At 38.4% G+C, this 26,357-nt stretch carries 15 protein-coding genes, 25 tRNA genes, 1 riboswitch and 1 other annotated feature (1 of these 42 running past the window's edge); of the genes, 3 read left to right on the plus strand and 37 right to left on the minus strand.

The features are described 5' to 3' along the window. Positions 1-240 precede the first annotated feature (240 nt). Positions 241-2,655 carry a leucine--tRNA ligase gene (gene leuS / locus IGJ49_RS13345; protein ID WP_438723833.1) on the minus strand — a complete coding sequence of 805 codons (2,415 nt, stop codon included), beginning with the start codon at positions 2,653-2,655 and terminating at the stop codon, positions 241-243. Positions 2,656-2,745: 90 nt separating this feature from the next. Further along, positions 2,746-2,958 (minus strand) — a binding site (T-box leader). Between the two features lie 70 nt (positions 2,959-3,028). Next, positions 3,029-5,056, minus strand: coding sequence for a LysM peptidoglycan-binding domain-containing protein (locus IGJ49_RS13350; RefSeq protein WP_438723835.1), 2,028 nt, complete (start codon positions 5,054-5,056; stop codon positions 3,029-3,031). Between the two features lie 365 nt (positions 5,057-5,421). Between IGJ49_RS13350 and IGJ49_RS13355 the strand changes: the two genes are divergently transcribed. From IGJ49_RS13355 to IGJ49_RS13365, 3 genes are read left to right on the plus strand one after another with little or no spacing between them, the layout of a single operon-like run. After that, the gene (locus tag IGJ49_RS13355; RefSeq protein ID WP_438723836.1) at positions 5,422-6,078 is read left to right on the plus strand and encodes a phosphatase PAP2 family protein; all 657 of its coding nucleotides are present in this window, start codon (positions 5,422-5,424) and stop codon (positions 6,076-6,078) included. After that, positions 6,078-7,040 carry a TIGR01212 family radical SAM protein gene (locus tag IGJ49_RS13360; protein WP_010734137.1) on the plus strand — a complete coding sequence of 321 codons (963 nt, stop codon included), beginning with the start codon at positions 6,078-6,080 and terminating at the stop codon, positions 7,038-7,040. Before IGJ49_RS13355 ends, IGJ49_RS13360 begins: the two co-directional genes overlap by 1 nt. After that, positions 7,034-7,609, plus strand: coding sequence for a tRNA (mnm(5)s(2)U34)-methyltransferase (locus IGJ49_RS13365; protein ID WP_010734136.1), 576 nt, complete (start codon positions 7,034-7,036; stop codon positions 7,607-7,609). The genes IGJ49_RS13360 and IGJ49_RS13365 overlap by 7 nt, the downstream gene beginning before the upstream one ends. Before the next feature lie 232 nt (positions 7,610-7,841). Here the strand turns inward: IGJ49_RS13365 and IGJ49_RS13370 are convergent, their stop codons facing one another. The 35 genes from IGJ49_RS13370 to IGJ49_RS13540 all read right to left on the minus strand — a co-directional run. Beyond that, complete coding sequence (locus IGJ49_RS13370) at positions 7,842-8,450, minus strand: DUF5626 family protein (RefSeq protein ID WP_438723838.1); 609 nt, start codon at positions 8,448-8,450, stop codon at positions 7,842-7,844. A gap of 1,142 nt (positions 8,451-9,592) precedes the next feature. Further along, positions 9,593-9,666 (minus strand) — tRNA-Ile (locus tag IGJ49_RS13375). 724 nt (positions 9,667-10,390) lie between these two features. After that, positions 10,391-10,657: a hypothetical protein gene (locus IGJ49_RS13380; RefSeq protein ID WP_224434290.1), complete on the minus strand. Its 267-nt coding sequence runs from the start codon at positions 10,655-10,657 to the stop codon at positions 10,391-10,393. 217 nt (positions 10,658-10,874) lie between these two features. After that, the gene (locus IGJ49_RS13385) at positions 10,875-12,086 is read right to left on the minus strand and encodes a hypothetical protein (protein ID WP_224434291.1); all 1,212 of its coding nucleotides are present in this window, start codon (positions 12,084-12,086) and stop codon (positions 10,875-10,877) included. Positions 12,087-12,496: 410 nt separating this feature from the next. After that, positions 12,497-12,570 (minus strand) — tRNA-Ile (locus IGJ49_RS13390). A gap of 184 nt (positions 12,571-12,754) precedes the next feature. Continuing rightward, the gene (locus IGJ49_RS13395) at positions 12,755-14,524 is read right to left on the minus strand and encodes an ABC transporter ATP-binding protein (protein WP_438723840.1); all 1,770 of its coding nucleotides are present in this window, start codon (positions 14,522-14,524) and stop codon (positions 12,755-12,757) included. 2 nt (positions 14,525-14,526) lie between these two features. Then, positions 14,527-16,239: an ABC transporter ATP-binding protein gene (locus IGJ49_RS13400; RefSeq protein ID WP_438723842.1), complete on the minus strand. Its 1,713-nt coding sequence runs from the start codon at positions 16,237-16,239 to the stop codon at positions 14,527-14,529. 344 nt (positions 16,240-16,583) lie between these two features. Continuing rightward, positions 16,584-17,120 (minus strand): acyl-CoA thioesterase, encoded by a 537-nt coding sequence (locus IGJ49_RS13405; RefSeq protein ID WP_010734132.1) that lies wholly within the window; start codon positions 17,118-17,120, stop codon positions 16,584-16,586. 6 nt (positions 17,121-17,126) lie between these two features. Continuing rightward, positions 17,127-17,918: an alpha/beta hydrolase gene (locus IGJ49_RS13410; RefSeq protein ID WP_023520489.1), complete on the minus strand. Its 792-nt coding sequence runs from the start codon at positions 17,916-17,918 to the stop codon at positions 17,127-17,129. Positions 17,919-17,975: 57 nt separating this feature from the next. Continuing rightward, positions 17,976-19,454, minus strand: a complete 1,479-nt coding sequence (locus tag IGJ49_RS13415; RefSeq protein WP_224434295.1) for an MDR family MFS transporter — start codon at positions 19,452-19,454, stop codon at positions 17,976-17,978. Positions 19,455-19,639: 185 nt separating this feature from the next. After that, complete coding sequence (metK, locus tag IGJ49_RS13420) at positions 19,640-20,833, minus strand: methionine adenosyltransferase (protein ID WP_010734128.1); 1,194 nt, start codon at positions 20,831-20,833, stop codon at positions 19,640-19,642. Further along, positions 20,831-20,911: riboswitch (SMK box riboswitch) on the minus strand. Its footprint overlaps the gene before it by 3 nt. 164 nt (positions 20,912-21,075) lie before the next feature. Next, entirely contained in the window at positions 21,076-23,586 is a 2,511-nt protein-coding gene (locus IGJ49_RS13425) for a hypothetical protein (RefSeq protein WP_438723845.1), read from the minus strand. A gap of 719 nt (positions 23,587-24,305) precedes the next feature. After that, a tRNA-Glu gene (locus IGJ49_RS13430) sits at positions 24,306-24,377 on the minus strand. Between the two features lie 20 nt (positions 24,378-24,397). Next, positions 24,398-24,471, minus strand: a tRNA-Ile gene (locus IGJ49_RS13435). An 11-nt stretch (positions 24,472-24,482) separates the two neighbouring features. Further along, positions 24,483-24,553 (minus strand) — tRNA-Gly (locus IGJ49_RS13440). Positions 24,554-24,557: 4 nt separating this feature from the next. Further along, positions 24,558-24,630, minus strand: a tRNA-Phe gene (locus tag IGJ49_RS13445). A 3-nt stretch (positions 24,631-24,633) separates the two neighbouring features. After that, positions 24,634-24,706 (minus strand) — tRNA-Asp (locus tag IGJ49_RS13450). An 18-nt stretch (positions 24,707-24,724) separates the two neighbouring features. Continuing rightward, positions 24,725-24,798: transfer RNA gene (locus IGJ49_RS13455), tRNA-Met, on the minus strand. Between the two features lie 12 nt (positions 24,799-24,810). Then, positions 24,811-24,900: transfer RNA gene (locus IGJ49_RS13460), tRNA-Ser, on the minus strand. Positions 24,901-24,913: 13 nt separating this feature from the next. Further along, a tRNA-Glu gene (locus tag IGJ49_RS13465) sits at positions 24,914-24,985 on the minus strand. A gap of 14 nt (positions 24,986-24,999) precedes the next feature. Beyond that, positions 25,000-25,087 (minus strand) — tRNA-Ser (locus IGJ49_RS13470). A gap of 24 nt (positions 25,088-25,111) precedes the next feature. Continuing rightward, positions 25,112-25,185, minus strand: a tRNA-Ile gene (locus IGJ49_RS13475). 12 nt (positions 25,186-25,197) lie between these two features. Beyond that, positions 25,198-25,268: transfer RNA gene (locus IGJ49_RS13480), tRNA-Gly, on the minus strand. 1 nt (position 25,269) lies between these two features. Further along, a tRNA-Asp gene (locus tag IGJ49_RS13485) sits at positions 25,270-25,345 on the minus strand. 18 nt (positions 25,346-25,363) lie between these two features. Continuing rightward, positions 25,364-25,437: transfer RNA gene (locus IGJ49_RS13490), tRNA-Met, on the minus strand. Between the two features lie 11 nt (positions 25,438-25,448). Then, positions 25,449-25,538 (minus strand) — tRNA-Ser (locus tag IGJ49_RS13495). A gap of 22 nt (positions 25,539-25,560) precedes the next feature. Beyond that, positions 25,561-25,634, minus strand: a tRNA-Ile gene (locus IGJ49_RS13500). Positions 25,635-25,648: 14 nt separating this feature from the next. Continuing rightward, positions 25,649-25,722 (minus strand) — tRNA-Met (locus IGJ49_RS13505). Positions 25,723-25,750: 28 nt separating this feature from the next. Continuing rightward, positions 25,751-25,823, minus strand: a tRNA-Ala gene (locus IGJ49_RS13510). Positions 25,824-25,840: 17 nt separating this feature from the next. Continuing rightward, positions 25,841-25,914: transfer RNA gene (locus IGJ49_RS13515), tRNA-Pro, on the minus strand. A gap of 9 nt (positions 25,915-25,923) precedes the next feature. Continuing rightward, positions 25,924-25,997: transfer RNA gene (locus IGJ49_RS13520), tRNA-Arg, on the minus strand. A gap of 10 nt (positions 25,998-26,007) precedes the next feature. Beyond that, positions 26,008-26,093, minus strand: a tRNA-Leu gene (locus IGJ49_RS13525). 17 nt (positions 26,094-26,110) lie between these two features. Next, a tRNA-Gly gene (locus tag IGJ49_RS13530) sits at positions 26,111-26,182 on the minus strand. Between the two features lie 10 nt (positions 26,183-26,192). Further along, positions 26,193-26,265: transfer RNA gene (locus IGJ49_RS13535), tRNA-Thr, on the minus strand. A 26-nt stretch (positions 26,266-26,291) separates the two neighbouring features. Further along, positions 26,292-26,357 (minus strand) — tRNA-Leu (locus IGJ49_RS13540) (it continues 16 nt past the right edge of the window).

Genomic DNA, 26,357 nt, shown 5'->3' on the forward strand with positions numbered 1-26,357 from the left:
CTTCAGTTGATAACTATTTTTTTGACTTTACCTTTTTTCTTATTCTACACTAGATAGTTACTATTCCTTGAACAAAAGGGGATAACATTATATATAGAGTAAAAATAAGAAAATCATCACTGATAATAAAATTTCCATCAAATGGAAATTTATAAGAAAAACCACATTCTCATGAAATCCAAATGATTTTCATGAGAATGTGGCATCTCGTTTTTATTTTTTTCTATTGGTATTTAATTGTTAATTTGCGACGATGTTGACTAATTTATTGGGAACCACGATCACTTTTCTGATTGTTTTTCCTTCTAGTTGTTCGTTGATACTCTCATCGTCCATCGCTGTTTTTTCTAGTTCTTCTTTTGATAAGTCACGTGCAACACTAGCTTTTGCACGAACTTTTCCATTGATTTGGAAGACCACTTCTACTTCATCTTCAATCAAAGCAGCTTCATCATAAGTTGGCCATGGTGCATAAGAAAGCTCTTGTTCATTGCCTAGGATCGCCCATAGCTCTTCACCGATATGTGGCGCGATCGGCGCAAGTAATTGTACGAATCCTTCAATATATTCATAAGGTAAGGCATCGACTTTATATGCTTCATTGACAAAGACCATCAATTGAGAAATCGCTGTATTGAAATGTAGATTTTCGTAATCTTCTGTGACTTTTTTAACTGTTTGATGATATACTTTGTCCAGTTTACCGTCATTCAGTGTCGTGATGCGATCACGCATTTTATTATTTTCATCCACGATCAAACGCCAAACACGATCTAAGAATTTACGGCTACCCTCTAAGCCATTTTCACTCCAAGCAATTGATGCGTCTAATGGTCCCATGAACATTTCATAGAGACGTAACGTATCCGCACCATATGCTTCCACGACATCGTCAGGATTGACGACATTACCACGAGATTTAGACATTTTTTCGTTGTTTTCTCCAAGGATCATTCCTTGATTGAACAATTTTTCAAAAGGCTCTTTTGTTGGTACCACGCCAATATCGTAAAGGAATTTATGCCAGAAGCGAGCATACAATAGGTGAAGTACCGCATGTTCTGCCCCACCGATATAAATATCTACTGGTAACCATCGTTCTAGTTTTTCATAGTTAGCTAATTCTTTTTTATTATGTGGATCGATATAGCGTAGGTAATACCATGAGCTTCCTGCCCATTGTGGCATCGTATTCGTTTCACGACGGCCTTTTTTACCTGTTTCAGGATCAATGACATTGACCCACTCGTCAATGTTTGCTAATGGTGACTCCCCTGTGCCACTTGGTTGGATATTGCTTGTCTTTGGTAACCGTAGTGGTAATTCTTCTTCTGATACAGTTGTCACTGTGCCGTCTTCCCAATGGATGATAGGGATTGGTTCTCCCCAATAACGTTGACGAGAAAACAACCAATCACGCAAGCGATAGCTGACTTCTTTTTTCCCAACGCCATGTTCTTCCAACCATTGATTCATCGCATCGATGGCTTCTTCTTTGTTCAATCCGTTCAAGAAATCAGAATTGATATGCGCACCATCTTCTGTGTAGGCAGCTGTTGAAGTATCGCCACCTTCGATGACTGGTAAGATTTCTAGATCAAACGTTTGTGCAAACTCGTAATCACGTTCATCATGTGCCGGTACTGCCATGATCGCACCTGTTCCATAAGAAGCTAACACATAATCAGCGATCCAGATAGGGATTTCCTTGCCATTTACTGGGTTGATCGCATACGCCCCTGTAAATACGCCGGTTTTTTCTTTGGCAAGATCTGTTCGTTTAAGATCTGATTTTTTCGCTGTTTCTGCGATATACGCTTCGACTGCTTCTTTTTGTTCTGGAGTTGTGATCTCACGAACTAAATCTAGCTCTGGTGCTAGCACAGAGTAGGTTGCTCCAAATAACGTATCTGGACGTGTAGTAAAGACCGTATATTCTTTATCTGTGCCCGCCACTTTAAACGTGACATTTGCTCCGACTGAACGTCCGATCCAATTACGTTGCATTTCTTTGATGCTTTCGGGCCAATCCACAAGCTCGAGGTCATCGATCAAACGATCTGCATATGCGGTGATTTTCAGCATCCATTGACGCATTGGTTTGCGGATGACATCATAGCCACCACGTTCACTTTTGCCGTCGATCACTTCTTCGTTTGAGATCACTGTACCTAGTTCAGGTACCCAGTTCACTGCTACTTCTGCTTCATAGGCTAACCCTTTTTCATATAATTTAGTAAAGATCCATTGTGTCCATTTGTAGTACTCAGGGTCTGTTGTGTTGACTTCACGATTCCAATCGTAACTAAAACCAAGTGAATTGATTTGGCGACGGAAGGTTTCAATATTTTTTTGCGTAAATTCTGCAGGGTCATTCCCTGTATCCAATGCGTATTGTTCTGCTGGTAGTCCAAATGCATCCCATCCCATTGGATGTAACACGTTGAAACCTTGACTACGTTTGAAACGTGCTAAGATATCTGTTGCAGTATAGCCTTCTGGATGCCCAACATGTAGACCTTGTCCTGATGGATATGGAAACATATCCAACGCATAGAATTTTGGTTTGCCTGGTTCATCATGCGTATTGAAGGTGTTATTTTTTGCCCAATATTTTTGCCATTTTTTTTCAATTTCTTTGTGATTATAGCTCATCTTGAACCCCCTATTTTGATGTAATGATCTGTTTTTCTTTTAGCATCTGGCCTTGAAAAACAAAAAAATCCTATAAAAAGATTGCTCTTTTTATAGGACGTAATCTACGTGGTACCACCTAATTTTGCCTTACTAAACAAGGCCTTGAACGTTGTAACGGTCGTCACCGCCTCTGCTTACTGGGAGAACTGTTCAGCAGGTGCAACTCAAAGGCGAGTTCAAAAGCGTCCGTACACATTTTCACCAACCATGTGCTCTCTAAAACTTTCGACTTTTTACTACTTCCTTTTCAAACGTTGATCAACTAAATTTTTAGTAGCTTCATAGTAACAAATATTATTGAATCAATCAACTATTATTTCAGTCAGATCGATTATTTTGCAACGATCAAACTTTGTCCTGGGTAGATAAAGTTATTTTTGATGTTGTTCCACTCGATCAATTGCGCCATTGAGATGCCATGGCTATCAGCTACACCCCAAACGGATTCACCTGCTTTGACCGTGTAACGTTTGCCATCATTAGACGTAGGTGCTGCTGTTGTATTTCCTTTTTTCACGACCACTTTTTGGCCTGGATAAATGAAATTATTTTTGATATTGTTCCATTCAATCAGTTGATCCATCGTGATGCCGTGTTTATCAGCTACACCCCAAACAGATTCACCTGCTTTGACCGTATAGATCGTATCACCAGAGGTTGATGTGTTCGTTGCTGCTGACGTATTCGGTGTGCTTGGCGCAGCTGCCGGCGTTGTTGTCGGTGTAGATGTTGGTGCTGCTGTACTACCACCTTTTACGATCAGTTTTTGACCTGGATAGATGAAGTTATTTTTGATATTGTTCCATTCGATCAATTGGTTCATCGAGATCCCATTTTTATTTGCGACGCTCCACACCGATTCACCTGCTTTGACCGTGTAGGTGCCTGATCCTTGGCTTGCTGTGTTTGAAGTCGTTGGATTATTCGTCGTTGTTGAAGGTGCTGGACTCGTTGATACAGTGCTTGATGCGCCACCATTTGAAACAACCAACTGTTGTCCTGGGTAAATAAAGTTGTTCTTGATGTTGTTCCATTGGATCAACTGGGCCATTGAGATACCGTGGGCATGAGAGACACCCCAGACAGAATCACCTGCTTTGACCGTATATTTTGCACCAGAAACTGAAGCACCTGTACTTGGTGTTGATGGTGTTGATGGTGTTGTGCTTGGTGTCGATGGTGTATTTACAGAAGCAGCCCCACCATTAGAAACGATCAAGCTTTGTCCTGGATAAACAAAATTATTCTTGATATTATTCCATTGAATCAATTGTGCCATTGAGATGCCGTGAGCATTCGAGATACCCCAAACAGAGTCACCTGCTTTGACTGTATAACGCGTACCGGACGAATTGTTTGTTGTTGTTCCAGCAGAACTGCTACCTGCAGAAGCTGTATTGTTTCCTGAATTTGTTGTTGAAGATCCGCCAGCTGTACCACCTTTGATCGTCAATTTTTGTCCTGGATAAACAAAATTATTTTTAATATTATTCCATTCAATCAATTGTGCCATTGAGATGCCATGAGCATTTGAGATGCCCCAAACAGAATCACCAGATTTTACTGTGTACGTCGTTGAACCAGTAGTCGTACTTCCACCAGTATTTCCTGTATTCGCACTTCCTGTATTTGTACTTCCTGTGTTACCTGTATTAATCGTATTGCCGCCGCCAGTCGTCGCACCACCGCCTGCATTTCCAGTTGCTGGTGTGTCATATTTAGTCAAGCCATACGTCATGATAAGATTGTTTAATTTTGTTGCATAACTTGGGTCCGTCGCATAGCGTCCTGTCAAATGGGCAGTAGCATCCATATAAGAACGAGTATTACTCTTCCAAGCACCTGCATAGTAGTAGCCATTACCAAATGAAGTATTTCTAAGTACATAGGCATTGTCACTAAAAGACTCTGCGAAAGAAGGATATTGACGGAAAGGTTCTTTTTTCGTCACCCATTGGTTGTTCAAGAATTCAAGCGTGTCCATATAAACAGTTTGTCCTTGGTAGCTTCCTTTGATCCCAAATAAGTTATGATACGGTGCACGTGATAATGTACTGCCACCCCAACCACTTTCGACGACTGCTTGAGCGATCATTACTGAAGCATACAAATCATTCGCGTTTGCGATTGGTTGTGCAAATGTTGCAATTTCTGTGATAAATGCAGCGGTATTGATCCGAGAGTTCATTTGGATCGGTGTTTCATCCGCATTGACAGCGACTGATTGTAATACTGGTGCTACAGCTGAACAGCCCACCATTGCGGTTCCGACGATTGCCGCACTTCGCTTTACTTTACGGTAACGCTTCGCTTGTTCCAGACGTCTGCGTTCTTTTCGTCCTACTAATTCCTTTTGCATATACTATCCCCCATATTTAATTACTTTTATCTAGCCTTATCAATAATTATAACTTCTCTTAATATTTATTAAAAGTTATTTAAGACTATTACGTTGTTTTGTAATCTTTATGTAATCTTTCGTAATTTTTTGATTTGACGCTTTTGTTAACCCTTTAATCAAACGATTCCTAGTTATTAAATTATATATGACCACCTATTTTTCAAATTAAATATGTCGGTTATATTACTTGAGGGTTGCTATTACATTACAACTTGCATAACAATATATTTTTATTCATTGATCCAAGTGAACAGGAATAGAAAACTCTTGTTTTTCGTTCTTATAATAAATGCTATAATGATTGGGCATGAAGGAGGAGTTAAATGAAAAATAAAAGAATCTTCCAAATCTCAGCCGCAAGTTGCTTCTTGCTTTTTCTAGCGTTGAGTCTACTTGTCTTATTTCGTGTGGATCTATTGTCTAGTTTTGACCAAACGCTGACCCATTGGATTCGTATTCCTTATCCTGATTGGAATCCATTTCAGCGGTTGATCACGACATTTGGAAATGCAATAACTGTCATTTTAGTATTTGGATTAGTTGCTCTTTGGTTATGGTTCAAGAAAAAAAGAAAAGAACTTTATTGGTTTACCCTCAATTTTGTGCTAATTGCTGGGATCTTAAATCCACTGATCAAGCTTTTAGTGATGCGTGACCGTCCAAGTCTTCAACATTTAGTTGTCGAAACGACGTATAGTTTTCCAAGTGGACACGCTGCAACGAGTATGATCTTGTATGGCACACTGATTTTTTTGATGCCATCCTTGATCAAGACGAGAGATTGGGCATGGATGATCCAAGTATTGTTAGGTTTACTGATTCTGAGTATTGGCGCTAGTCGTGTCTATCTGGGTGTCCATTATCCTAGTGATATCCTCGGTGGTTATAGCTTGAGCCTGTTTTGGTTATGCTTGACTTATCCTTGGTATATCCAACAACGCTTGCCATTTACACAATCAAATAGGAAGAGGGGATTTTAATGGAATTTCCTTATGCTGAAGGAAATAAACGTTACCATTCTTGGAATTATGCGTTACGCCATGAATTTGGTGGAAAAATTTTTAAAGTACCGATCGATGGTGGCTTTGATTGTCCCAATCGTGACGGAACAGTTGCCCACGGTGGTTGTACCTTTTGTAGTGTTTCTGGCTCTGGTGATATGATCGTTGCTCCTGAGGAGCCACTACCGATCCAGTTTCAAAAAGAAATCGATATGATGCACAAAAAATGGCCACAAGTGAATCAATACATCGTTTACTTTCAAAATTTCACGAATACCCATGCGCCTGTCGAAATCATTCGTGAACGATTTGAACAGGTCATCAACCTACCAGGTGTCGTTGGTTTATCAATTGGTACCAGACCAGATTGCTTACCTGATGAAGTCGTGGATTACTTAGCTGAATTGAATCAACGTTTATACTTATGGGTAGAATTAGGCTTACAAACGACTTATGAAGAAACCTCTGTCCTGATCAATCGGGCACATGATTATCAAACATATCTAGACGGTGTTGCGAAATTACGGAAGCACGACATACGTGTATGTACGCATCTGATCAACGGATTGCCAGGAGAATCATTGGATATGATGCGGGAAAATGTTCGTCGCACGATCTTAGATTCTGATATCCAAGGAATCAAACTACATTTGATGCACTTGATGCGTAAAACAAAGATGTTACGTGACTATCACGAGGGCAGACTGCAATTGATGAGTCGAGCCGATTATGTATCTGTCATTTGTGATCAATTAGAAATGATCCCACAAGAGATCATCATCCATCGTTTAACTGGTGATGCGCCTTGGGATTCATTGGTCGGGCCAATGTGGAGTTTGAAAAAATGGGAAGTCTTGAATGCGATCGATGAAGAAATGATTCGTCGCAATAGTTATCAAGGAAAGTACAATATTCGAGAAGGAGTCAAAAGCGGATGTTGAAAACGGCACTTCATTATAGTCATACGCTATTGGAGGAAATCATCCAACCAGGAGATTATGTGATTGATGCCACGATGGGCAATGGGCATGACACTTTATTTCTTGCAGAAAAAGTCGGAAAAACTGGTCAAGTATATAGTTTTGATATTCAACAACAAGCATTGGAGTCCACGCAACAAAAATTGTCAGAGAATGGCTTATTGGAGCGGACGACACTGTTTTTACAAGGACATGAGACCATTGGTGCGGTCATTGCTGAACAACAACCGATCAAAGCTGGTATCTTCAACTTAGGCTATTTACCCAAAAGTGATAAATCCGTCATCACGCTACCTGAAACGACAAAAACAGCGATGGAAGAAATCTTGAAACGTTTAGTTCCACAAGGTCGCATGATCATCGTCGTTTATTATGGTCATCAAGGTGGCGAAGCAGAACTAGATATGGTACAAAACTTTTGCCAAGCATTGCCTCAAGAACAATTCAATGTTTTGAATTATCAATTTATCAATCAAAAAAATAATCCTCCGATCTTGTATTGTATCGAAAAAAAGAAACGCCACAACTAATAAAAAACTCCTTGTCTTCTAGTATGATAAAACTGAGAAGATAAAGAGTTTTTTCATTTTTTAGCAGAACCTAACGACCAATTAGAATCCCATTTTCTTAATGACCCTCACTTGATCACATTTGAGCTATGATTTGGTGAAATACTGTTTTAGCACACGAATGATCAATATTGTTACACCTGCCGCCAAAATAAAACTGATGATGGCTATTATTATTCCTAGAGCCCCCATCCTATTTAACAATTACGACCAAATTATTTGAGCTATTAATTGATGCTCTTAACCAGCCACTCCATCCGCCAAAATCCCATATCGGAGTTCCAAACTCGAAATAATAAGTTGCTTGTTTTGTGCTATCTCTTTTCAATGAACTAGATTTCACACTGACCCCCACATGATAGTACCAAGGATCATAAGCACTACTAATACTATTACTACTTACTCTAATATTAAAGCCGCAATTAAAAATTACTGAATAATAATAGATATTCCATACTCCATTACCTAAACGTAAATGGTTATCAAACACTGGTTCAGCAACAATTTTCGCTGTTGTACCACTTGCCAAATGTATTTCTTTAGTCTGTACCATGTTTTTTGATAAGTCAAATTCTACTACACTACCTCCTTCTTCTTTTACAAGAACGGCAGAATCATTTGCTTCTACTAGCGGTTGCGCTTCTACAATTTTAGTTGGCATGAAAAATATCAATATCAGAGTGATTGCTATAACACTAATCAAATCGATTACTTTACTAAATTGCTTTTCTCTCCACATCTTAAGTTCCCTTCTTTCTTTATCACATTTTTCATTTTTACTGCATGGAACATTTCCAACCACTCCTACTAACGCTCAAACTAGATTTAGTTTTATCCTCCTCATTTTTATATGTATATAAGTATGACATGCAGTCTTCATATTTATATGCAAGTGAAGTTAGGATGAGTTCATTATGCATGGGCATGCAACTAAATGATGTATTAATAGTTATTCTGCTATAATTAATTATATCAACTTTAGAATATCGGGAAATTTTTCTTTTTTCTTTAAAAAAAAATTTCATACTATATATTCTCTGATTTATTTTTATAAAAAAACTACCTCACCTCAATAAACGAATAGCCACCTCATCTAAAATTGGAGATTTCAAATGTGCTATAAAATTATTTCGGTCTGTTTCGGACAAGGGAAGTAAGATGTACTCATGAATCTATTCTTTGATTTTATCTTTGTAATCACGGCAGAAGTAACCGCTCATTACATCTGCAAATGGTTTGATTGTAGAATTGCCAAAAAAAGACAGTAAGCCTACCCGTTAATTCCTATTGAAACGTAAAAGAAAACCACTAGCCCGCCAGCTAGTGGGTTTTGGTCGTAATATGAACCTGTTCTTTGTTGAATAAATTATACTATAATACAATTAATATTCCAGTGTGTCTGTGTATTTAGAATAGAAATTCATCGTCACTTCTATTGATCAAACGATTATCATGAGGAATACTTGACTAAGTTCTTTTTATTTTGCATAGTGATGATTTCTAAAATCATTGACCTGACTTAATAAGAAATCACAGATTCACTTTCTAATAACTGAAAACTATTTGCCATAACTTTTGTTACATAAGTACGGGAGCCTTGCTAATTTTTCAAGGTTCATGTTTGGATTCATCCAAACACGCCAATCAGACTGCATGACATGAAAAACACCAAACCAAGGGCTTCTTGATTTGGTGTTTTTCGACTTCCATTTGAACATTCGTTACACAATGACGGGAGTGAGACATTCGTTCTCTCCCACACCTATTCAAACACAAACTGAAATTGAATATCTTTTTTTGACATATAACAGATATGTAAAAGAATAACAAAAGCGTTGATATATAAGCATTTTTAATAGATTTTATTTTTTATATGTCATTCGCATATCATTAATATTTTTATTATTGTTCTATTTCTGCCTCTTTTTTGCCCCTTTATCTTAATGTACCCTGTAGGACTCGAACCTACGACCGGACGGTTATGAGCCATCTGCTCTGACCAACTGAGCTAAGGGTATAGGTTGTTGCCACAGTATCATAGACATTTTTGTTTTAACTGTTTTTATTTTTGCAATTCTTGACTAGTTCTATTTAGTTCTAATTGCTTTAATATCAACATTTTTATAATTTTGTAATCACTAATATTTTCTATATTTTTCTAAATAGTATGGTCAAAGTATGGTCATTTTCATCTCATTATCTATTTTAACATGACGTGTTAAAAAATACGTCATGTTTTCTTTTACAAAAAAGGCTACTCTTCCGAGTAACCCAAGAGATAATAATTCGCAATAATAAATGGAAATCTGGGTGATGTTATACAATCATAGTTCTGCGAATTATATTGTGCTACATAACGAAAGTAGGAAGTGAATACAACACGGAATATAATCATGTAACACAATATAATTATAAGCTATAACATTGAATATTTTTATTGGCTTTTATTATATTTGATATAAAAAATACTTTACAATAATAAAATTATTGTATTTAATCAAAAGAAACTAAAAAAGCTACTCTTTCGAGTAGCTCTAACATATGGCACCATATATAGAAACGGGTGTTAGGATTTTGTAATATGATGACACTATTATTCTACCACATTAGATTTATTGTTTTCTTATTTTTTATACTTACAAATTGAAAGTATAGAAATAGAGTGCACATCAAATGTAATTGAAAAATAGTTTTAATTATAGATTAATTACCCTATATAACACGTCAAAAAATCATAAAATATTAACCAAATGTAAAAAACAATAATATAAAATATCCTATGGGTATAATATTTAATAACAATCCAAATACTGAGATAACTTTTTCAACCTTACTACTACCGCTTCCCGTTAATACCCAAATAGAAAGGAGACATCCTATTACTCCTATTATTAAAAATGGTACGATACTAGAAAATAGCACACCAAACCAGTTTGTGAAAATTTCTATACTTACTATTATTCCTAATAATAAACTGATAATATTGATAAATTTAAATCTTCTATTCATATTATTTCTCCTTAATTGTAATTAAATTTTTATACATCATGTAAAACTCGAATTTACGACCACAGGGCTATGAGCCATCTGTTCTGACTAACTTAGCTAAGGGTACGAATTAGCTAAGAATAGATTAGTTATATATAGTAAAAAAATAGACAATACCCATTACATTTTATCCGTCTTAATCATAGATAGTCTCAAGATAGATAAAAATATTTATATCCTATATCTGTTGTTCCCGCTGTTCCTTATTTTCACTAGATAATGATTTCAGATTGAATTCATTCGGTTTGATACTCGTGGATTGAAGTTTAGGAATCGTAAAGTCTCTTTGACTATATATTTTGCTAGCTTCTGTCGTTTGGATTTTTTTTTGAGCAAAACTGCTTTGTCTAACTTCTTTCAGCTGCAAATAATGTTGAAAGACTTCAGTTAGAAGACTTTTGTAAACTTGTGGATCAAATTTTAATATTTCCAATTGTTTCTCAATAATGGCTACTATATCTTTGAAAACTTCTTTTGTAGAATATCGTTTTGGATTTGGTGAACAATATTGAATTTTTTCTTGTAAACTTTGTTTTGATTCACTTTTCAAAAGATCAGCATCAGATGTATCAAATAATACATATTTAATCGCACCATCAATTTCTTTTGCAAAGCAGTTATCAAGATATTGTTGATAATTCCCTACCTTCGTCCCCCATTCTTCTGAATGTGCCAATATACTTAACTCATAAAAAAATAATTCCTGCACCTTATGTTCCATTAATATGTTTACTTGTTTATTTATATATTTATTATCTGTCAATAGACCTAATTTCAAAACATCAGATAATTCTTCAATATTCTTTGGACTATTTTTTATTTTGTATTGATACTCTATAATTCCTTTCTTATCATTAAGTTGAGCGTTCCTATCAAGGATAGGTGAAGATACTTGTAATCTATCTTTTATTCTAGTATCCGCTTTATCAATGATAGAAACAACAATATCACCTTCTATTTTTCTTAGAATTGCGCCAACTTCATGTGCATACCAATCATCTTTTTCCTCTTCAAAGAATATAATTGTTAAAGGTAGAATTAAAAAACTATCTTGATTATTAACAACTAGACTATCGATATAGTTACTTACAAGTTGTGGTTCGATTGAACTGTATATACTATTTTCCAGCGAAGAGTCTATCAAATCAATATTTCTATGACTAAACATTTCCCAATTACATTTCACATATTCTTGATATACTGCTAATAATTCGATATTTTGTTTATAAGGAGTTAACTTAGCAAAAGTAAAATGAGAAGAATCTAAATTCAATAATTGCAACAATAATTGAAGCATTATTTCTCCATAATCTTTAGAATTAATCAGTCTATGTCTTTTATACTTTGCTAATCTTAATAATGAATCTATCTTTACTTCGTCAGGTATCATTTATCCTCCACACCAAAATAATTTTTTTCAAATGTATATTTCTAATTTAATTGTATTTCGATAAAAAAGATAATAGCCCATTTTATCCGATATTTTCTTTAAAAAATAAATATTAAAAAAAATCAATATACTTGTCTTAAATTTTTATAGTATATATCACTCTTCAATAAGGAGCTTTTCTCAACTATAATGTTAAATAGATGTCCTTAATCCGCACATCATTAACTGCAGATTCACCATTTGCTTGGTTACAACGACGGAAAGCCTTACGATTGTGTAAAATATTTTGTTGAACCAGAAAGATATAAGTAAAAAAGCCACTCATTTGAGTGGCAACGAAAAATAACCATTGATTTGTATGATATTCTTCAAAAAAATTCTAGCATAGAACTAACTAAATTACTATAGTATGTACCCTGTAGGACTCGAACCTACGACCGGACGGTTATGAGCCGTCTGCTCTGACCAACTGAGCTAAGGGTACAGGTTGTTGCCACGTTATCATGTATTTTAGGAAGAATCATGTGGCAACTAACCTGTTATCACGAAAAATTGAGTTGGTATTGGGTTATGAGAGATAATGTTTTCACGTAATAACACATTTATTTTATCGAACATTTTTTGCTGTTGTCAATATGATTACTATCTAATTGTTTTAGCTTGATCATTTATTCGAAAACAAACTGATTATGATACAACTCTGCATAGAAGCCATCTTCTGCTAATAATTGATGATGGTTTCCTTCTTCGATCACTTTGCCATCACGTAAAACAACGATGCGATCAGCGTTCAGGATCGTCTTCAAGCGATGGGCGATCACGAAACTTGTCCGACCTTTGATCGCTTCATCCATTGCTTTTTGGATTCTTGCTTCAGTTACTGTATCCACGTTACTTGTTGCTTCATCTAAAATCAATAAGTCTGGATTCGTGATGATTGTTCGCGCGATACTGATCAATTGCTTTTGCCCCGTACTGAACAAATTATTTTCCTCAGAGACGTGGGTATCATAGCCATGTTCGAGCGTCTGGATAAAGTCATGGATATTTGCTTGTTTCGCTGCGCTAACTACTTCTTCATCCGTTGCATCTGGTTTACCAAAGACAATATTGTCTCGGATCGTGCCAGAAAATAGAACGGATTCTTGTAGAACGATGCCGACATGTCGACGCAATTCGTCTAAATCATACTCGCGGATATCTGTTCCGTCAATGCTCACAGAGCCACCGTTCACATCATAGAAGCGATTCAACAAGTTCATGATCGTTGTCTTACCTGAACCAGTTGGGCCTACTAAAGCAACCATCTCGCCTTTATTCACATCAATGGAAACATCATTTAAGACTAATTTCTCTGGACTATAGCCAAAATCAACATTCGTCAATGATAAGCCCTTTTCGATCCCCGCAAACGGTTTGCCGTTTTGTGGTTTCACTTCATCTTTTTCAGCAAACATTTCATTCAGTCTTCGCGCTCCAGTGATCGCTAACTGGATCATACTGTAGCCAGAAGAAATTTGCATCAATGGTTGATAATATTGTTGGGAATATTGGACGAAAGTAACTACTAATCCTAGCGCTACTGAACGTTCCAAATCACCATTCAACGCTAACCAGCCACCAAAGAAGATCACGATCGCTGTGTTGACTAAAGACATACCTTGCATCATTGGGAAAAGTAACCCTGAGTATGCTTGTCCTTTAAATGTTGCTTCACGAACAGTTTGATTATGAGCTAAGAAACCTTCGATCGTTTCTTCTTGCAGACCATTCGTGATGATCACGCGTTGCCCACTGATCTTTTCATCCATATAACCATTCAATTTACCGACTTCATCTTGTTGGATGTCGACATATTTGCGGGCTTTTTGGATGACTAGGACAGCAATCAAAATCGCGACCGGTGTAGAAGCAATCGTCGCCCAAGCAAGTTGGACATTTTGGCGGAACATCATGATCAAGATACCAACTAATAGAACCGCATTCGTGATCACTTGAAGAAGTGCTTGGTTCAAACTATTTTGGATATTATCCAAATCACTAGTGAAGCGACTAAGAATCTCCCCATCTTGATGGGAATCAAAAAAGCGGATCGTTAATTTTTCTAATTTATTGAATAGACCAATACGCATCCGGTTCGTTGATTTCCCGACCACTTGTGTAAATAAAATACTGTAAATAAAATTTGCCGCACTGGCTAAAACATAAAAAATCAAAAGCTTCCAAATAATCGAAAGGAAATTGCTTTTATCATCGACACCTTGCATCAAAGCAGTAATATAATTTGCTAATTCTTGGAAAGCTTCCCCGACATATTGAGGTGCTTTTACTTGTAAGTAAGTTGCTGCAATCACAGTAATAAAGATAAAGAAGAAGGAAACCTTGTACCGCTTTAAATAATGATAGAAAAACTTACTTGCTTTAATCAAATCAGTCATGGCTACTCCTCCGTTCCTTTTTGAGTTTCAAAAATCTCTTGATATACCTGATTGTTTGCAACGAGTTCTTCATGCGTTCCTTCACCCACTAGTTTTCCTTCATCTAGTACCAAGATGCGGTCTGCTTTGACAACAGAAGCAATCTTTTGAGCGATAACGATCGTTGTCGTGTCTTTTAACTCACGATCAAGGGCTTCGCGAACCAGTTTTTCTGAACGGGCATCTAATGCACTGGTACTGTCATCTAGAATCAGGATTTTTGGCTGACCGATCACACCACGTGTGATAGATAAACGTTGCTTTTGTCCACCAGAAAAGTTACTACTACGTTCTTCGACTGGTGCTTCATAACGATCAGCTAATTTCTCGATAAATTCTTTGGCTTGAGCGATAGAAGAAGCATTTTCCATATCCTTTTCTGTTGCATTCTTGTTCCCTTGACGTAGATTCTGGGCAATCGTGCCTGAAAAAAGAATCGCTTTTTGTAAAACAAACGAGACGGTTTTTCTTAAACTATGTTCATTCACTTGTCGTAGATCAACACCACCAACTTCTACTTTCCCTTCCGTTGGATCGAACAAGCGTGGAATCAATTGTGCTAAAGTTGACTTTCCTGCTCCAGTTGCCCCAACAATACCAACCATTTCACCAGGCTCGATCGAAAAAGTGATATTTTTGAGTGTATCTGCATCATCACCAGGATAACGAAAAGACACGTTTTCAAAACGAACAGAACCAGTCAATTCTTGTTCAGGTACATCTAGATAAGTTAAATCTGGTTCAGTATCTAAGATCTCTTTGATCCGTTTTAAGGAAACAGCGGCTCTTGAAGTCATCATCATCATCATACCGCCGATGATGATCGCCATCATGATCTGCATCAAATAGTTCATAAATGAAGCAATACCACCAATCAGGGTTGGATCATCTTTTGCAAGATCACTGACGAAGAAGATTGCTCCCACCACAGCTAAGTTCGCAGCTAACATAAATGAGGGGATCATGACTGAAAATAATGTTCCAACAATGATATTGTGCTTCGTTAAATCTTCACTGACTTTACTAAATTCATTCAACTGATTTTCTTCTTGGACAAACGATTTGACTACTCGAATCCCCATTAGATTTTCTTTTGCGATACTATTAACTTTATCGATCAGTTTTTGGATGATCATAAAGTGCTTGCCCATACGTGTAAAGGACAGTGCTGTGATCAAGAATACAGTAACGATCAAAAGAACGATGATCCACCACAACTGAGGCATTGTTGCCATCGCAAGAATAAATGCACCAATAAACAGAAACGGGATACGGAACAAAGATTGCAAAGAAATCATAACTAAGTTTTGGATCTGCGTAATATCGTTCGTTAAGCGCACCACTAAATTTCCAGCAGAAAACTGTTCAATATTACCAAATGAGAAGGTCTGGATCTTGCGAAACGCTTCCTCCCGGATATCTGCACTGACACCCTGTGCGACTTTAGCAGAAAATATCGTGTTCGTGACTCCAGCTGCTAAACCTAGGAGTGCTAAACTAATCAAAGAAATGCCAATCGTGCGCATTTCATCGCTGTCTTCTGTAATGATTGCTTCTAATACTTGTTGCAACAACTTAGGTTGCCAAAGCGTAGCTGTCACCATAAGTGCGACAGAAAGCAAAGAAACAAAAACAGCTAATCGATAGTTTTTTACATGTTTTAAAATAAGCTTCATATTTGTGACTTACACCTCTCTTTTTTTATAATAAATCGTCCTATTTTATAATTCGTAAAAATAGACCGACTAACAATTTACCATGTTTGAAAAAAGAAATCAACCTGTAATTTTTTAACGCTGGAACTACTTTTATAATAGAAAGAAACTTTAAAGTATCTGTTTTTAAATACACCTTCTTTCTTCTTGAGTTTATCTTCCTCTCACTATAAAAGGTACGTTATAGAATTCTTCTTTATTATGCTTATTTCCAATCCGTTTAGCACCTATCTTGCTCGCCACAATAAAAAAGAAGTGATCTTGATCGATCACTTCTGCATTTCTTCTACCATTCATAAGTAGACTTATTCTCGTTCTCTTGTCCAAGGGAGATCTAAAGATAAACTAGCGGCAAATTCTTTATAGGCTGTTCTTTCTTTCTGTCTTGTAGCACGGCGTTCCTCGTACCCACTGCAAACTAATTGCTCTTCCTCGGTTTCAGGAATGACATGTGGCACCGTAAATTCTTTTTCAAGGTTCATATGTGAAGGAACCGCAACGAATGTCGTAAAACAAGTAGCAGCCAAATAGCGTTCACCTGTCGTTAAGTTTTCACCGATGATCTTCACAAAAACCTCCATTGATTTCTTATGGGCACCAGACACATAAGATTCCACACAAACGGAATGATTTTCATGCAAAGGCTTCAAAAAATTCAAACTATCTAAAGAAGCAGTGACTGCCCCTCTGCGACAATGACGGGTGACCGAAATCGATGCTGCATCATCGATCATTGCCATTAATTTCCCTCCAAAAAGATACCCAAATGGATTCAAATCAAAGGGAAAAATCCGATGTGTTTGGATAACCATCGAGTCTTTGCAATACTTTGTTTCTTCCATACGGTGTCAGCTCCTTTTGTTGAACAACCAAGCGAGCGCTCGTTGGATCCATTGATCCCAAAAAATCCAATCATGTTCCCCAGGACCATGTTCAAATGTCACATCGATGTTGTTTTCTTTTAAAATTTCTGCCATTTCTTGGTTGGCTTGATAGAGAAAATCGGATTCACCACAAGCAAGATACATACGTGGTGGTTCTTTGTCACTTTTTGCTAAGGTTTCAACAAGGTAAGCTGGATCATTTACTGAACCTTGGATGCTATCTAGTGGACCAAAAATTCCTTCCCAGAACTTGGCTTGACGGATCATCAATAAGTCGTCCATTCGATTACCAACCGACACCGCACCTGAGAGAGAAATAATAGCTGAGAAACGTTCGGGCTTTGCTAACCCCAATTTCAACGCACCATATCCACCCATTGAAAGACCGGCTGCATACGTTTTTTCTCTTTTCGTTGTCAGTTGTGGGAACAATTCGTGACAGATTTCTGGTAATTCTTCTGAGATAAACGTCCAGTACTTCATATCATACGTTGTGTCTGTGTACCAACCTAAATCCGTTGATGGCATGATGACGGCTAACCCGTAATCCGCCGCATATCTTTCAATGGAAGTCCGCCGTTGCCAAACACTATGATTACCTCCCATACCATGTAACAGGTAAAGCACTGGAACATCCGTCAGATTTGCCGATGTACTTGTCCCAATCACTTTTTTGGTTGTCTGAGGTAAGATCACATTTAGATTGACTTCCATTTCTAATACGTTTGAATAAACATTTGCTTGGATAAATGCCATATGTTTTTCGCCTTCTTTACTTTATTCAGATCGTTTTTCTGACAACAATCTGTAAATTTACTTGTATTCTTTTATTGTAGCATTTTTTTGACGAATTAAAAATGTTAGCCCTAGCGCGATGATGACTAATAATAAGCCTACCAGATAGACTTGGTGTAACCCATGATACAAAATTTCTCGTAATGGTGTTAATATTTCTGCGTCAATCATTTTTGCTGTTTGTGGATTGACTAATTTGTTCATGATGTCCGGATCGTCTGTCAATTGTTTGGCAGCAAGTTCAGCTTGCGTGACTCGGTTGATCAATAATCCAAAAACTGCGACCATCACTGTTTGCCCAATGGTGCGGACTAACGTATTAAACGAAGTGGCAACACCCATTTGTTCTGAAGGCACACTGTTTTGTGCGCTGACAGTCGATGTTGTCATTGTGATCCCTAAGCCGACACCGATGATCGTTGAAATCAGGAAGAACCATAAAAAATTACTTTGAAATGGCATCAGCCAAAGTCCTGCACCACCGACAATGGTGATGAACAACCCGATACGTAACACTCGATAGGTGGTCATCTGGGTCATCCACTTACTTGCTAAGAACGAACCAACCATCCAAACAAGAGAAAGTGGTGCCAAAACTAATCCACCAATTGCCGCATTAAGTCCTAATACTCCTTGCATCCACATTGGGATATAGACATCGATCCCCATTAAAAAACCACTTGCTAAAGCTGCTGCTGCATTCACAACGACAAAAAGCGGGTTTTTGAATAGGTGAAGCATGATGACAGGATCTTCTGCTCGTTTTTCGGCGAACAGGAATAAGAAAAAGAATAAAACACTACCTATTAATAATCCCAACACAAATGGTGTCAGCCCTTGATCACCTAGTAATTGAAAACCTAGTAACAGCAAAACCAACGTAAACATCAAACTAAAACTACCTTTAAGATCCATTGGTTTCGCTTCACGAGTTGTTTTTGGTTCATTGAGATAGAGCCAAATCAGCACCATCAGTAATAACCCGATCGGCACATTGATGAAGAAAATCCAGTGCCAACTCAATGCTTCTACAACAAACCCACCAGCTAATGGACCAAACACACTAGCGATTCCCCAAGCTGAACTATTCAACCCTAACACTTTTGCTCGTTTTTCAATCGTGTATAAATCGCCAATGATCGTCAATGCGACTGGCATCATTGCTCCTGCACCCATCCCTTGAATTGCCCGCGAAATAATCAAGCCAAGCATAGATTGAGAAAGCCCACAAAAAAGTGAACCGATAATAAATAATAGCGTACCGAAAATAAAAATCGGTTTTCTTCCAACTTTATCTGCAAGTTTCCCATAGATGGGTGTCAACATGGCATTCGTCAATAAATAAATCGAAAACACCCAGTTCATCATTTCCATGCCGTGCAGTGAACCAACGATCGTTGGCATTGCAGTCGTAACGATTGTCCCCTCAATCGCCGTCATAAATGTAGCGATGAACACGCAGATCGTTACGACTTTCACGTTTGTTTTTCTTTCCATTCTCAAGCCCACTCCTTATCGTAACTTCCGTTATTTAAATGGCATCATCTGCCTAATAAACTTCGACTCTGCTAAAAAAGCCAAAATACTCTAAAAGTAGCATAAGCTACTTTCGAATATCCCGGCTTACTGGTCTACATTTGATGTGCGTCACACGCAGCGAACACATTCAATTCAAACATAAATTATTTAGCTAAACTAGCTTTTAATGCATCTACTTTATCCGTTTTTTCCCATGGCAAGTCAACATCTGTACGTCCAAAATGACCATATGCAGCTGTTTGTTTATAGATTGGACGACGCAAATCAAGCATTTCGATGATTCCCGCAGGACGTAAGTCAAAGTTTTCTCTTACCGCAGCAATCAACGCTTCTTCTGGCACTTCTGCCGTTCCAAAGGTATTGATTGAGATCGAAACAGGTTGAGCGACACCGATTGCATAAGCCAATTGGACTTCTACTTTACGAGCAAGTCCTGCTGCTACGATATTTTTCGCAATGTAACGTGCCGCATAACTTGCTGAACGGTCAACTTTCGTTGCATCCTTCCCAGAGAAAGCACCGCCGCCATGACGGGCATATCCACCATACGTATCAACAATGATTTTTCGTCCTGTCAATCCAGCATCTCCTTGAGGTCCGCCGATCACAAAACGTCCAGTAGGGTTAATATAATATTTTGTTTGTTCGTCCAGTAGTTCTGCTGGAATAACTTCTTTGATCACTTTTTCAATGACATCTTGACGAATCGTTGCATTATCAACTGCATCATCATGTTGTGTCGAAATAACGATCGTATCAACTCTTTCTGGTTGTCCTTGGTCATTATATTCTACAGTGACTTGTGATTTTGCATCTGGGCGCAAATATGTTAATTCTTTTGATTTACGCAATTCAGCTAAACGTCGTACTAAGCGATGACTTAAGGCAATTGGTAATGGCATCAATTCTGGTGTTTCGTCCACTGCAAAACCAAACATCAATCCTTGGTCACCAGCGCCGATTTCATCTAATAAATCTCTTTCTTTTTCGTCACGGATCTCAAGTGCTTCATCCACCCCTTGAGCGATATCTGGTGACTGCTCGTCAATTGCTGCCAATACTGCTACAGTGTCACCATCAAAGCCGAACTTTGCACGAGTATAACCAATCTCTTTGACTGTCTCACGTACTACTTTTTGGATATCCACATATGCTGTTGTAGAGATTTCGCCAAATACTAAAACTAGCCCCGTCGTTACAGACGTCTCACAAGCTACTCTTGCATTTGGGTCTTGTTCTAGGATCGCATCTAAAATCGCATCACTGATTTGATCAGCGACCTTATCCGGATGTCCTTCTGAAACAGATTCTGATGTAAATAAATGTCTTTCTACCATAATTATGATTCCCCCTAGTTAAATTCGGTTACAAGGCATCTCCGTTCGTACGGATCCTCTCGGGAACTTGCAACGAGTCAAGTATAGCAGATAAACAGATTTTACGCTCGTTTTTTCGTAGTTCTTTAGAAAAAAAATGGCAACTTTCAATAATAAGCGACATTTAACCTCAACTGAGTTAGCAAGCTGACGCAAAAGCTTTTTACCTATCTTTTATTATACTAGTTTGCCTATCCTTTTGATTATTTTGTCACCGTGACTTGCTTTTTACATTTGGTTTTCTTACTAACGGAACATTGATTTTTGACCGCCGATGCCTGTTTGCTGCGATGAATCATTGTAGCAAATTGGTTGGTCAAAGGAGCCGAAGCACCTGTTGCGACTCCAGCAGGCGTCAGCTGGGATTGAGAAACTTTAGCAAACGAATCGACGGTTGACTGACTCTCTACCTGATAGGAACATGTTTTGGATTCGATGCCAATCCGTTCGCAAATGTGACTTTCTATTTCTTTATTCTTTTCTACAAGGCAAGCAATAAAATATTTAGCCATTTCTTTTGCTACTGGGATCTTGATATATGGCAGTCTTTCTTCTAGCATTTTTAGTTCATTGACGTTGCTTTGCAATTCTTTGTATAAATCAGAGGTTGCTATCACGCAGATTTCTTTGCCTAATAATGTACCTGTTGGTCCCACAGATTGTATGATTTTTCCTTTCAGAAAGCAATCAAAAATAAGCGGGATTCTCCCCCCATTATTCATTATTTCATCAATATAAAGATCATTACCAAATAAGATGCGTATATCTCCGTAGCGAGAGTATTTATGTAAATCTCCATTTCCTGCCTCACTTTGTTTCGATTGATTTTTTCGATAAATATAATACCCAAAGAGATAGTCAAAATTTAAGTTCCATTCTTGATTATCTCCCTTCATGGCTTCAACAAATCGACGTTTCATCTCTAAAGATGCGAGGTCTTGCACTTCCGTATTCCATTTAGGCGTTATTCGATCCGATAGCTGTAAATCAAATAGATCTTTTTTACAATGGAACAATGCCACTCTTAGTGCAGCTTCCATTTCAATGATCCCACAATTACCTGTTGTTTGAGGTGCGAGTTTTATCGTTGGGATCTCCTTGAATCTATGTGAGAGTGATTCGATTCGTTTTAATATCCCATAGGGTTTAAATTCATAAAAATCTCGCGCAGAGAACAGCACTCGGCTGAACTCTTGGATTTTATCCATCGGTATTTTAACGTAAGATAAAGCACCAGTTTTCAGTGTTTCTTCTTTATCTACTTGCATCACCATGAACTCATTTTCTCTCTTATATACAATCAAACCTGATATGTGTCCATTTCTTACCGGATCTAGCATCTTAAAACAAGCTGGAATCAGTAAAAAGTCGGTTGAATCATTATTTCGTAATTTTTCCAACATACTTTGAATACTATTTGCCTGTTTTAGTTGATTCAGTTCGTTTGATTGGTTTAAAGAAGCAATAATATTTGCTTGCCTTTTTTCATCGATAAAAAAACCATCTTTATCAGTTTCGATCATTTTGATATAGGTCGAAAAAAGTAATTCATAAACCTCTGGAAAAAGAAAACTATCATCATTTCTTTTTAACGATAACGTTAAAGCGAGCATGTCCATCCTTCTTGTAAAATCCTGTTTTTGCTTTTGTTTCAATTCTTCTTTTTTAATAAAATTACTCCGATCTTTTTGTTCTAAGTTCATTGGTAGAACCTTTTGCCATTGACTTTCTCTTTTCAAATCGGACTGCTTTCTTTGCATCATAATCCGCCGTTTTATTTCGCTGTTGATATCGTCATATCGGTCATCCAACCTTGAAAGGATACGTTTTGTCATTTCTTTTGCTACAGGACTTTTGATCATTGTTAACCGATCTTCATACATCTGCATCATTATTCCATCAAGATAGAGTGTTTCTGTTAACTTTTTGAATTTGACTTGAGTAAGCACTTGATCATACAGTAACGCTGTCGGCTGAACTGCCCATTCAAGTCTATTTTTTAGGATTGCTTCGTTTGAGGTTTGATCTTTTCCATTTGTAGCGATCATTGTAAGGATATAAGGGCCCCTAGCAAAAATATTTTGTATACTTCTGTTCCACCATTCATGTTGGTTATTACTCGGTAAGAGTGGATTTATCCTCTTCTCCCCTATCCGATATAAGTAATAGTCAAAAACATGATCAAATACTTCATTCCACGTTTTATTCTCTCCTTTTACTGCTTCAAGAAATCTTTTTCGCATTTCTAGATTCGCCTGATTGACAAAAGGATTCCATACAGGCGTTACTTTTCCAGCAGTATCCAATGAAAAGATATCGGTTCTGCAATGAAACAATAGGACTTTTAATGTATCTTCCACTTCCTTCGTTTTGCTATGATCCATTCCTTGTCTTCCTATTGTTAAAGCAGGGATTACTTGGAAGCCCTCAGAGAGCAACTCGATGTCCTTAAGTAAAGAAAATGGTCTGGGATTTAAAGAGTCCCGTTCAAAATAAATGATTTTACTTAGCATTTCTGCCTTTGCTACTGGAATCTTCGCATAAGATACTTGACCACTACTGAACTGTTCTTCGCTATCTACTTTGACCACAATCAACTTATTTTCTTTCTTATAAACAATCAATCCAAAAAACTGTGGAGAAACATGTTCATCTTCAACTAGATTCGTCAATACGGAAAAAAGCATAAAATCAGTTGGATCATCGCTCCTCATTTTTCCAAAAGCCTCCCAAAGCAAGGTATGATTCTTGTATGTAAGAAAATCCTGTGATCGTTGCAATGACTCAACCACTTTTGATTGTTTTTGTTTCTCTAAAAAAAAATGGTCAACATCGGTCTCGATCATTTTTTTGTAGGTCGAAAAAAGCAACCTATATTTTTCTAGTGAAATTAACTTTCTATCTTCGTTTAATGATAATGTCGTCGCTAACATGTCTAATCTTTTTATAAAATCATTTTTATTTCCACTCGTTTCTCTAGTTACCTCATTCACTATGCTACCTCCAATGATTCTATTATTTACATACTCATCCACCTCTAAGAGTATAGTATTTCCGCATTTAAATTTTTCCCACTTATTTTGAAATCACGAAAAAGTGCTTTTTCATAACATCTTAGCTCGCCATAAGAATCACCTCATATCAAACTAGTAGCTATGACCAAAGTGCTGTAAGCGGATATGAGCAAGCTATTTAAATAGTTTTTTTAGTAAAAAATATAAAAACAACTCGCTTTCACTTGGCATAAATTCAGTTCAAACTCATTCATGGCTCTCGTCGAATACCAAAAAAGAGCAATACGTCAATTATGCAGTCTGAACCGCCCCCAAAAGTTAGAACAAAAATCTATTTTTTTGGTGATCACTACAAAAATCATTCAAACCAATTTAGTAAAAAAGAGCAAAAAAAAAGATACTCTCAAAAGTATCTTCGATGACCCGTACGGGATTCGAACCCGTGTTACCGCCGTGAAAGGGCGGTGTCTTAACCGCTTGACCAACGGGCCAGGTAAAAATATGAAAATAATGGGCCTAAATGGACTCGAACCATCGACCTCACGCTTATCAGGCGTGCGCTCTAACCAGCTGAGCTATAGGCCCATAAAAACTAAAGCGGGTGACGAGAATCGAACTCGCGACAACAGCTTGGAAGGCTGTGGTTTTACCACTAAACTACACCCGCAGTATGGCGCGGGACAGAATCGAACTGCCGACACATGGAGCTTCAATCCATTGCTCTACCAACTGAGCTACCGAGCCAAACGGTTCCGACGGGAATCGAACCCGCGATCTCCTGCGTGACAGGCAGGCATGTTAACCCCTACACCACGGAACCAATGTTTTTAGTTTTTAATTGCGGGAGCAGGATTTGAACCTACGACCTTCGGGTTATGAGCCCGACGAGCTACCAGACTGCTCCATCCCGCGATAATATAAAAAAGGAGGATAAGGGATTCGAACCCTTGCACGGTTTTACCCGCCTGACGGTTTTCAAGACCGTTCCCTTCAGCCGGACTTGGGTAATCCTCCAATATAAAGCTAATGACCCGTACGGGATTCGAACCCGTGTTACCGCCGTGAAAGGGCGGTGTCTTAACCGCTTGACCAACGGGCCAGATAAAAATGAAACGGAGAAGGAGGGATTTGAACCCTCGCGCCGGTTTCCCGACCTACACCCTTAGCAGGGGCGCCTCTTCAGCCACTTGAGTACTTCCCCAAAACCATTAAGATTTTGAATAAATGGGCCTAAATGGACTCGAACCATCGACCTCACGCTTATCAGGCGTGCGCTCTAACCAGCTGAGCTATAGGCCCATAAAAACTAAAAGCGGGTGACGAGAATCGAACTCGCGACAACAGCTTGGAAGGCTGTGGTTTTACCACTAAACTACACCCGCGTGGCGGTCCCGACGGGAATCGAACCCGCGATCTCCTGCGTGACAGGCAGGCATGTTAACCCCTACACCACGGAACCAATGTTTTTAGTTTTTAATTGCGGGAGCAGGATTTGAACCTACGACCTTCGGGTTATGAGCCCGACGAGCTACCAGACTGCTCCATCCCGCGATAATATGAAAAGGAGGATAAGGGATTCGAACCCTTGCACGGTTTTACCCGCCTGACGGTTTTCAAGACCGTTCCCTTCAGCCGGACTTGGGTAATCCTCCAATATGAAATACAACGTCGCTATGGACCTTGTAGGACTCGAACCTACGACCGGACGGTTATGAGCCGTCTGCTCTAACCAACTGAGCTAAAGGTCCAGGCTCTTAAATAATCGCGGCGGAGGGGATCGAACCCCCGACCTCCCGGGTATGAACCGGACGCTCTAGCCAGCTGAGCTACACCGCGAAAAAAAGTATTCATTATTTAAATGAAATGGAGCCTAGCGGGATCGAACCGCTGACCTCCTGCGTGCAAAGCAGGCGCTCTCCCAGCTGAGCTAAGGCCCCTTGAAACTATTTACTAATCGGGAAGACAGGATTCGAACCTGCGACCCCTTGGTCCCAAACCAAGTGCTCTACCAAGCTGAGCTACTTCCCGTAAAACTAACGCGCCCAAGAGGAGTCGAACCCCTAACCTTTTGATCCGTAGTCAAACACTCTATCCAATTGAGCTATGGGCGCATATTTGTAATGCCGAGGACCGGAATCGAACCGGTACGGTGATCACTCACCGCAGGATTTTAAGTCCTGTGCGTCTGCCAGTTCCGCCACCCCGGCGCGTAGTACATTGGCAAAGCGGAAAACGGGGTTCGAACCCGCGACCCCCACCTTGGCAAGGTGGTGCTCTACCACTGAGCTATTTCCGCGTATTTACGATGCCGGCTAAAGGACTTGAACCCTCGACCCTCTGATTACAAATCAGATGCTCTACCAACTGAGCTAAGCCGGCGTAAAAAAATAGAAACAATCATATGATGCGGGTGAAGGGACTTGAACCCCCACGCCGTAAGGCGCTAGATCCTAAATCTAGTGCGTCTGCCA

Origin of the sequence: Enterococcus sp. AZ171 (assembly GCF_051714005.1) — a bacterium.
Lineage (GTDB): Bacteria > Bacillota > Bacilli > Lactobacillales > Enterococcaceae > Enterococcus_B > Enterococcus_B pernyi.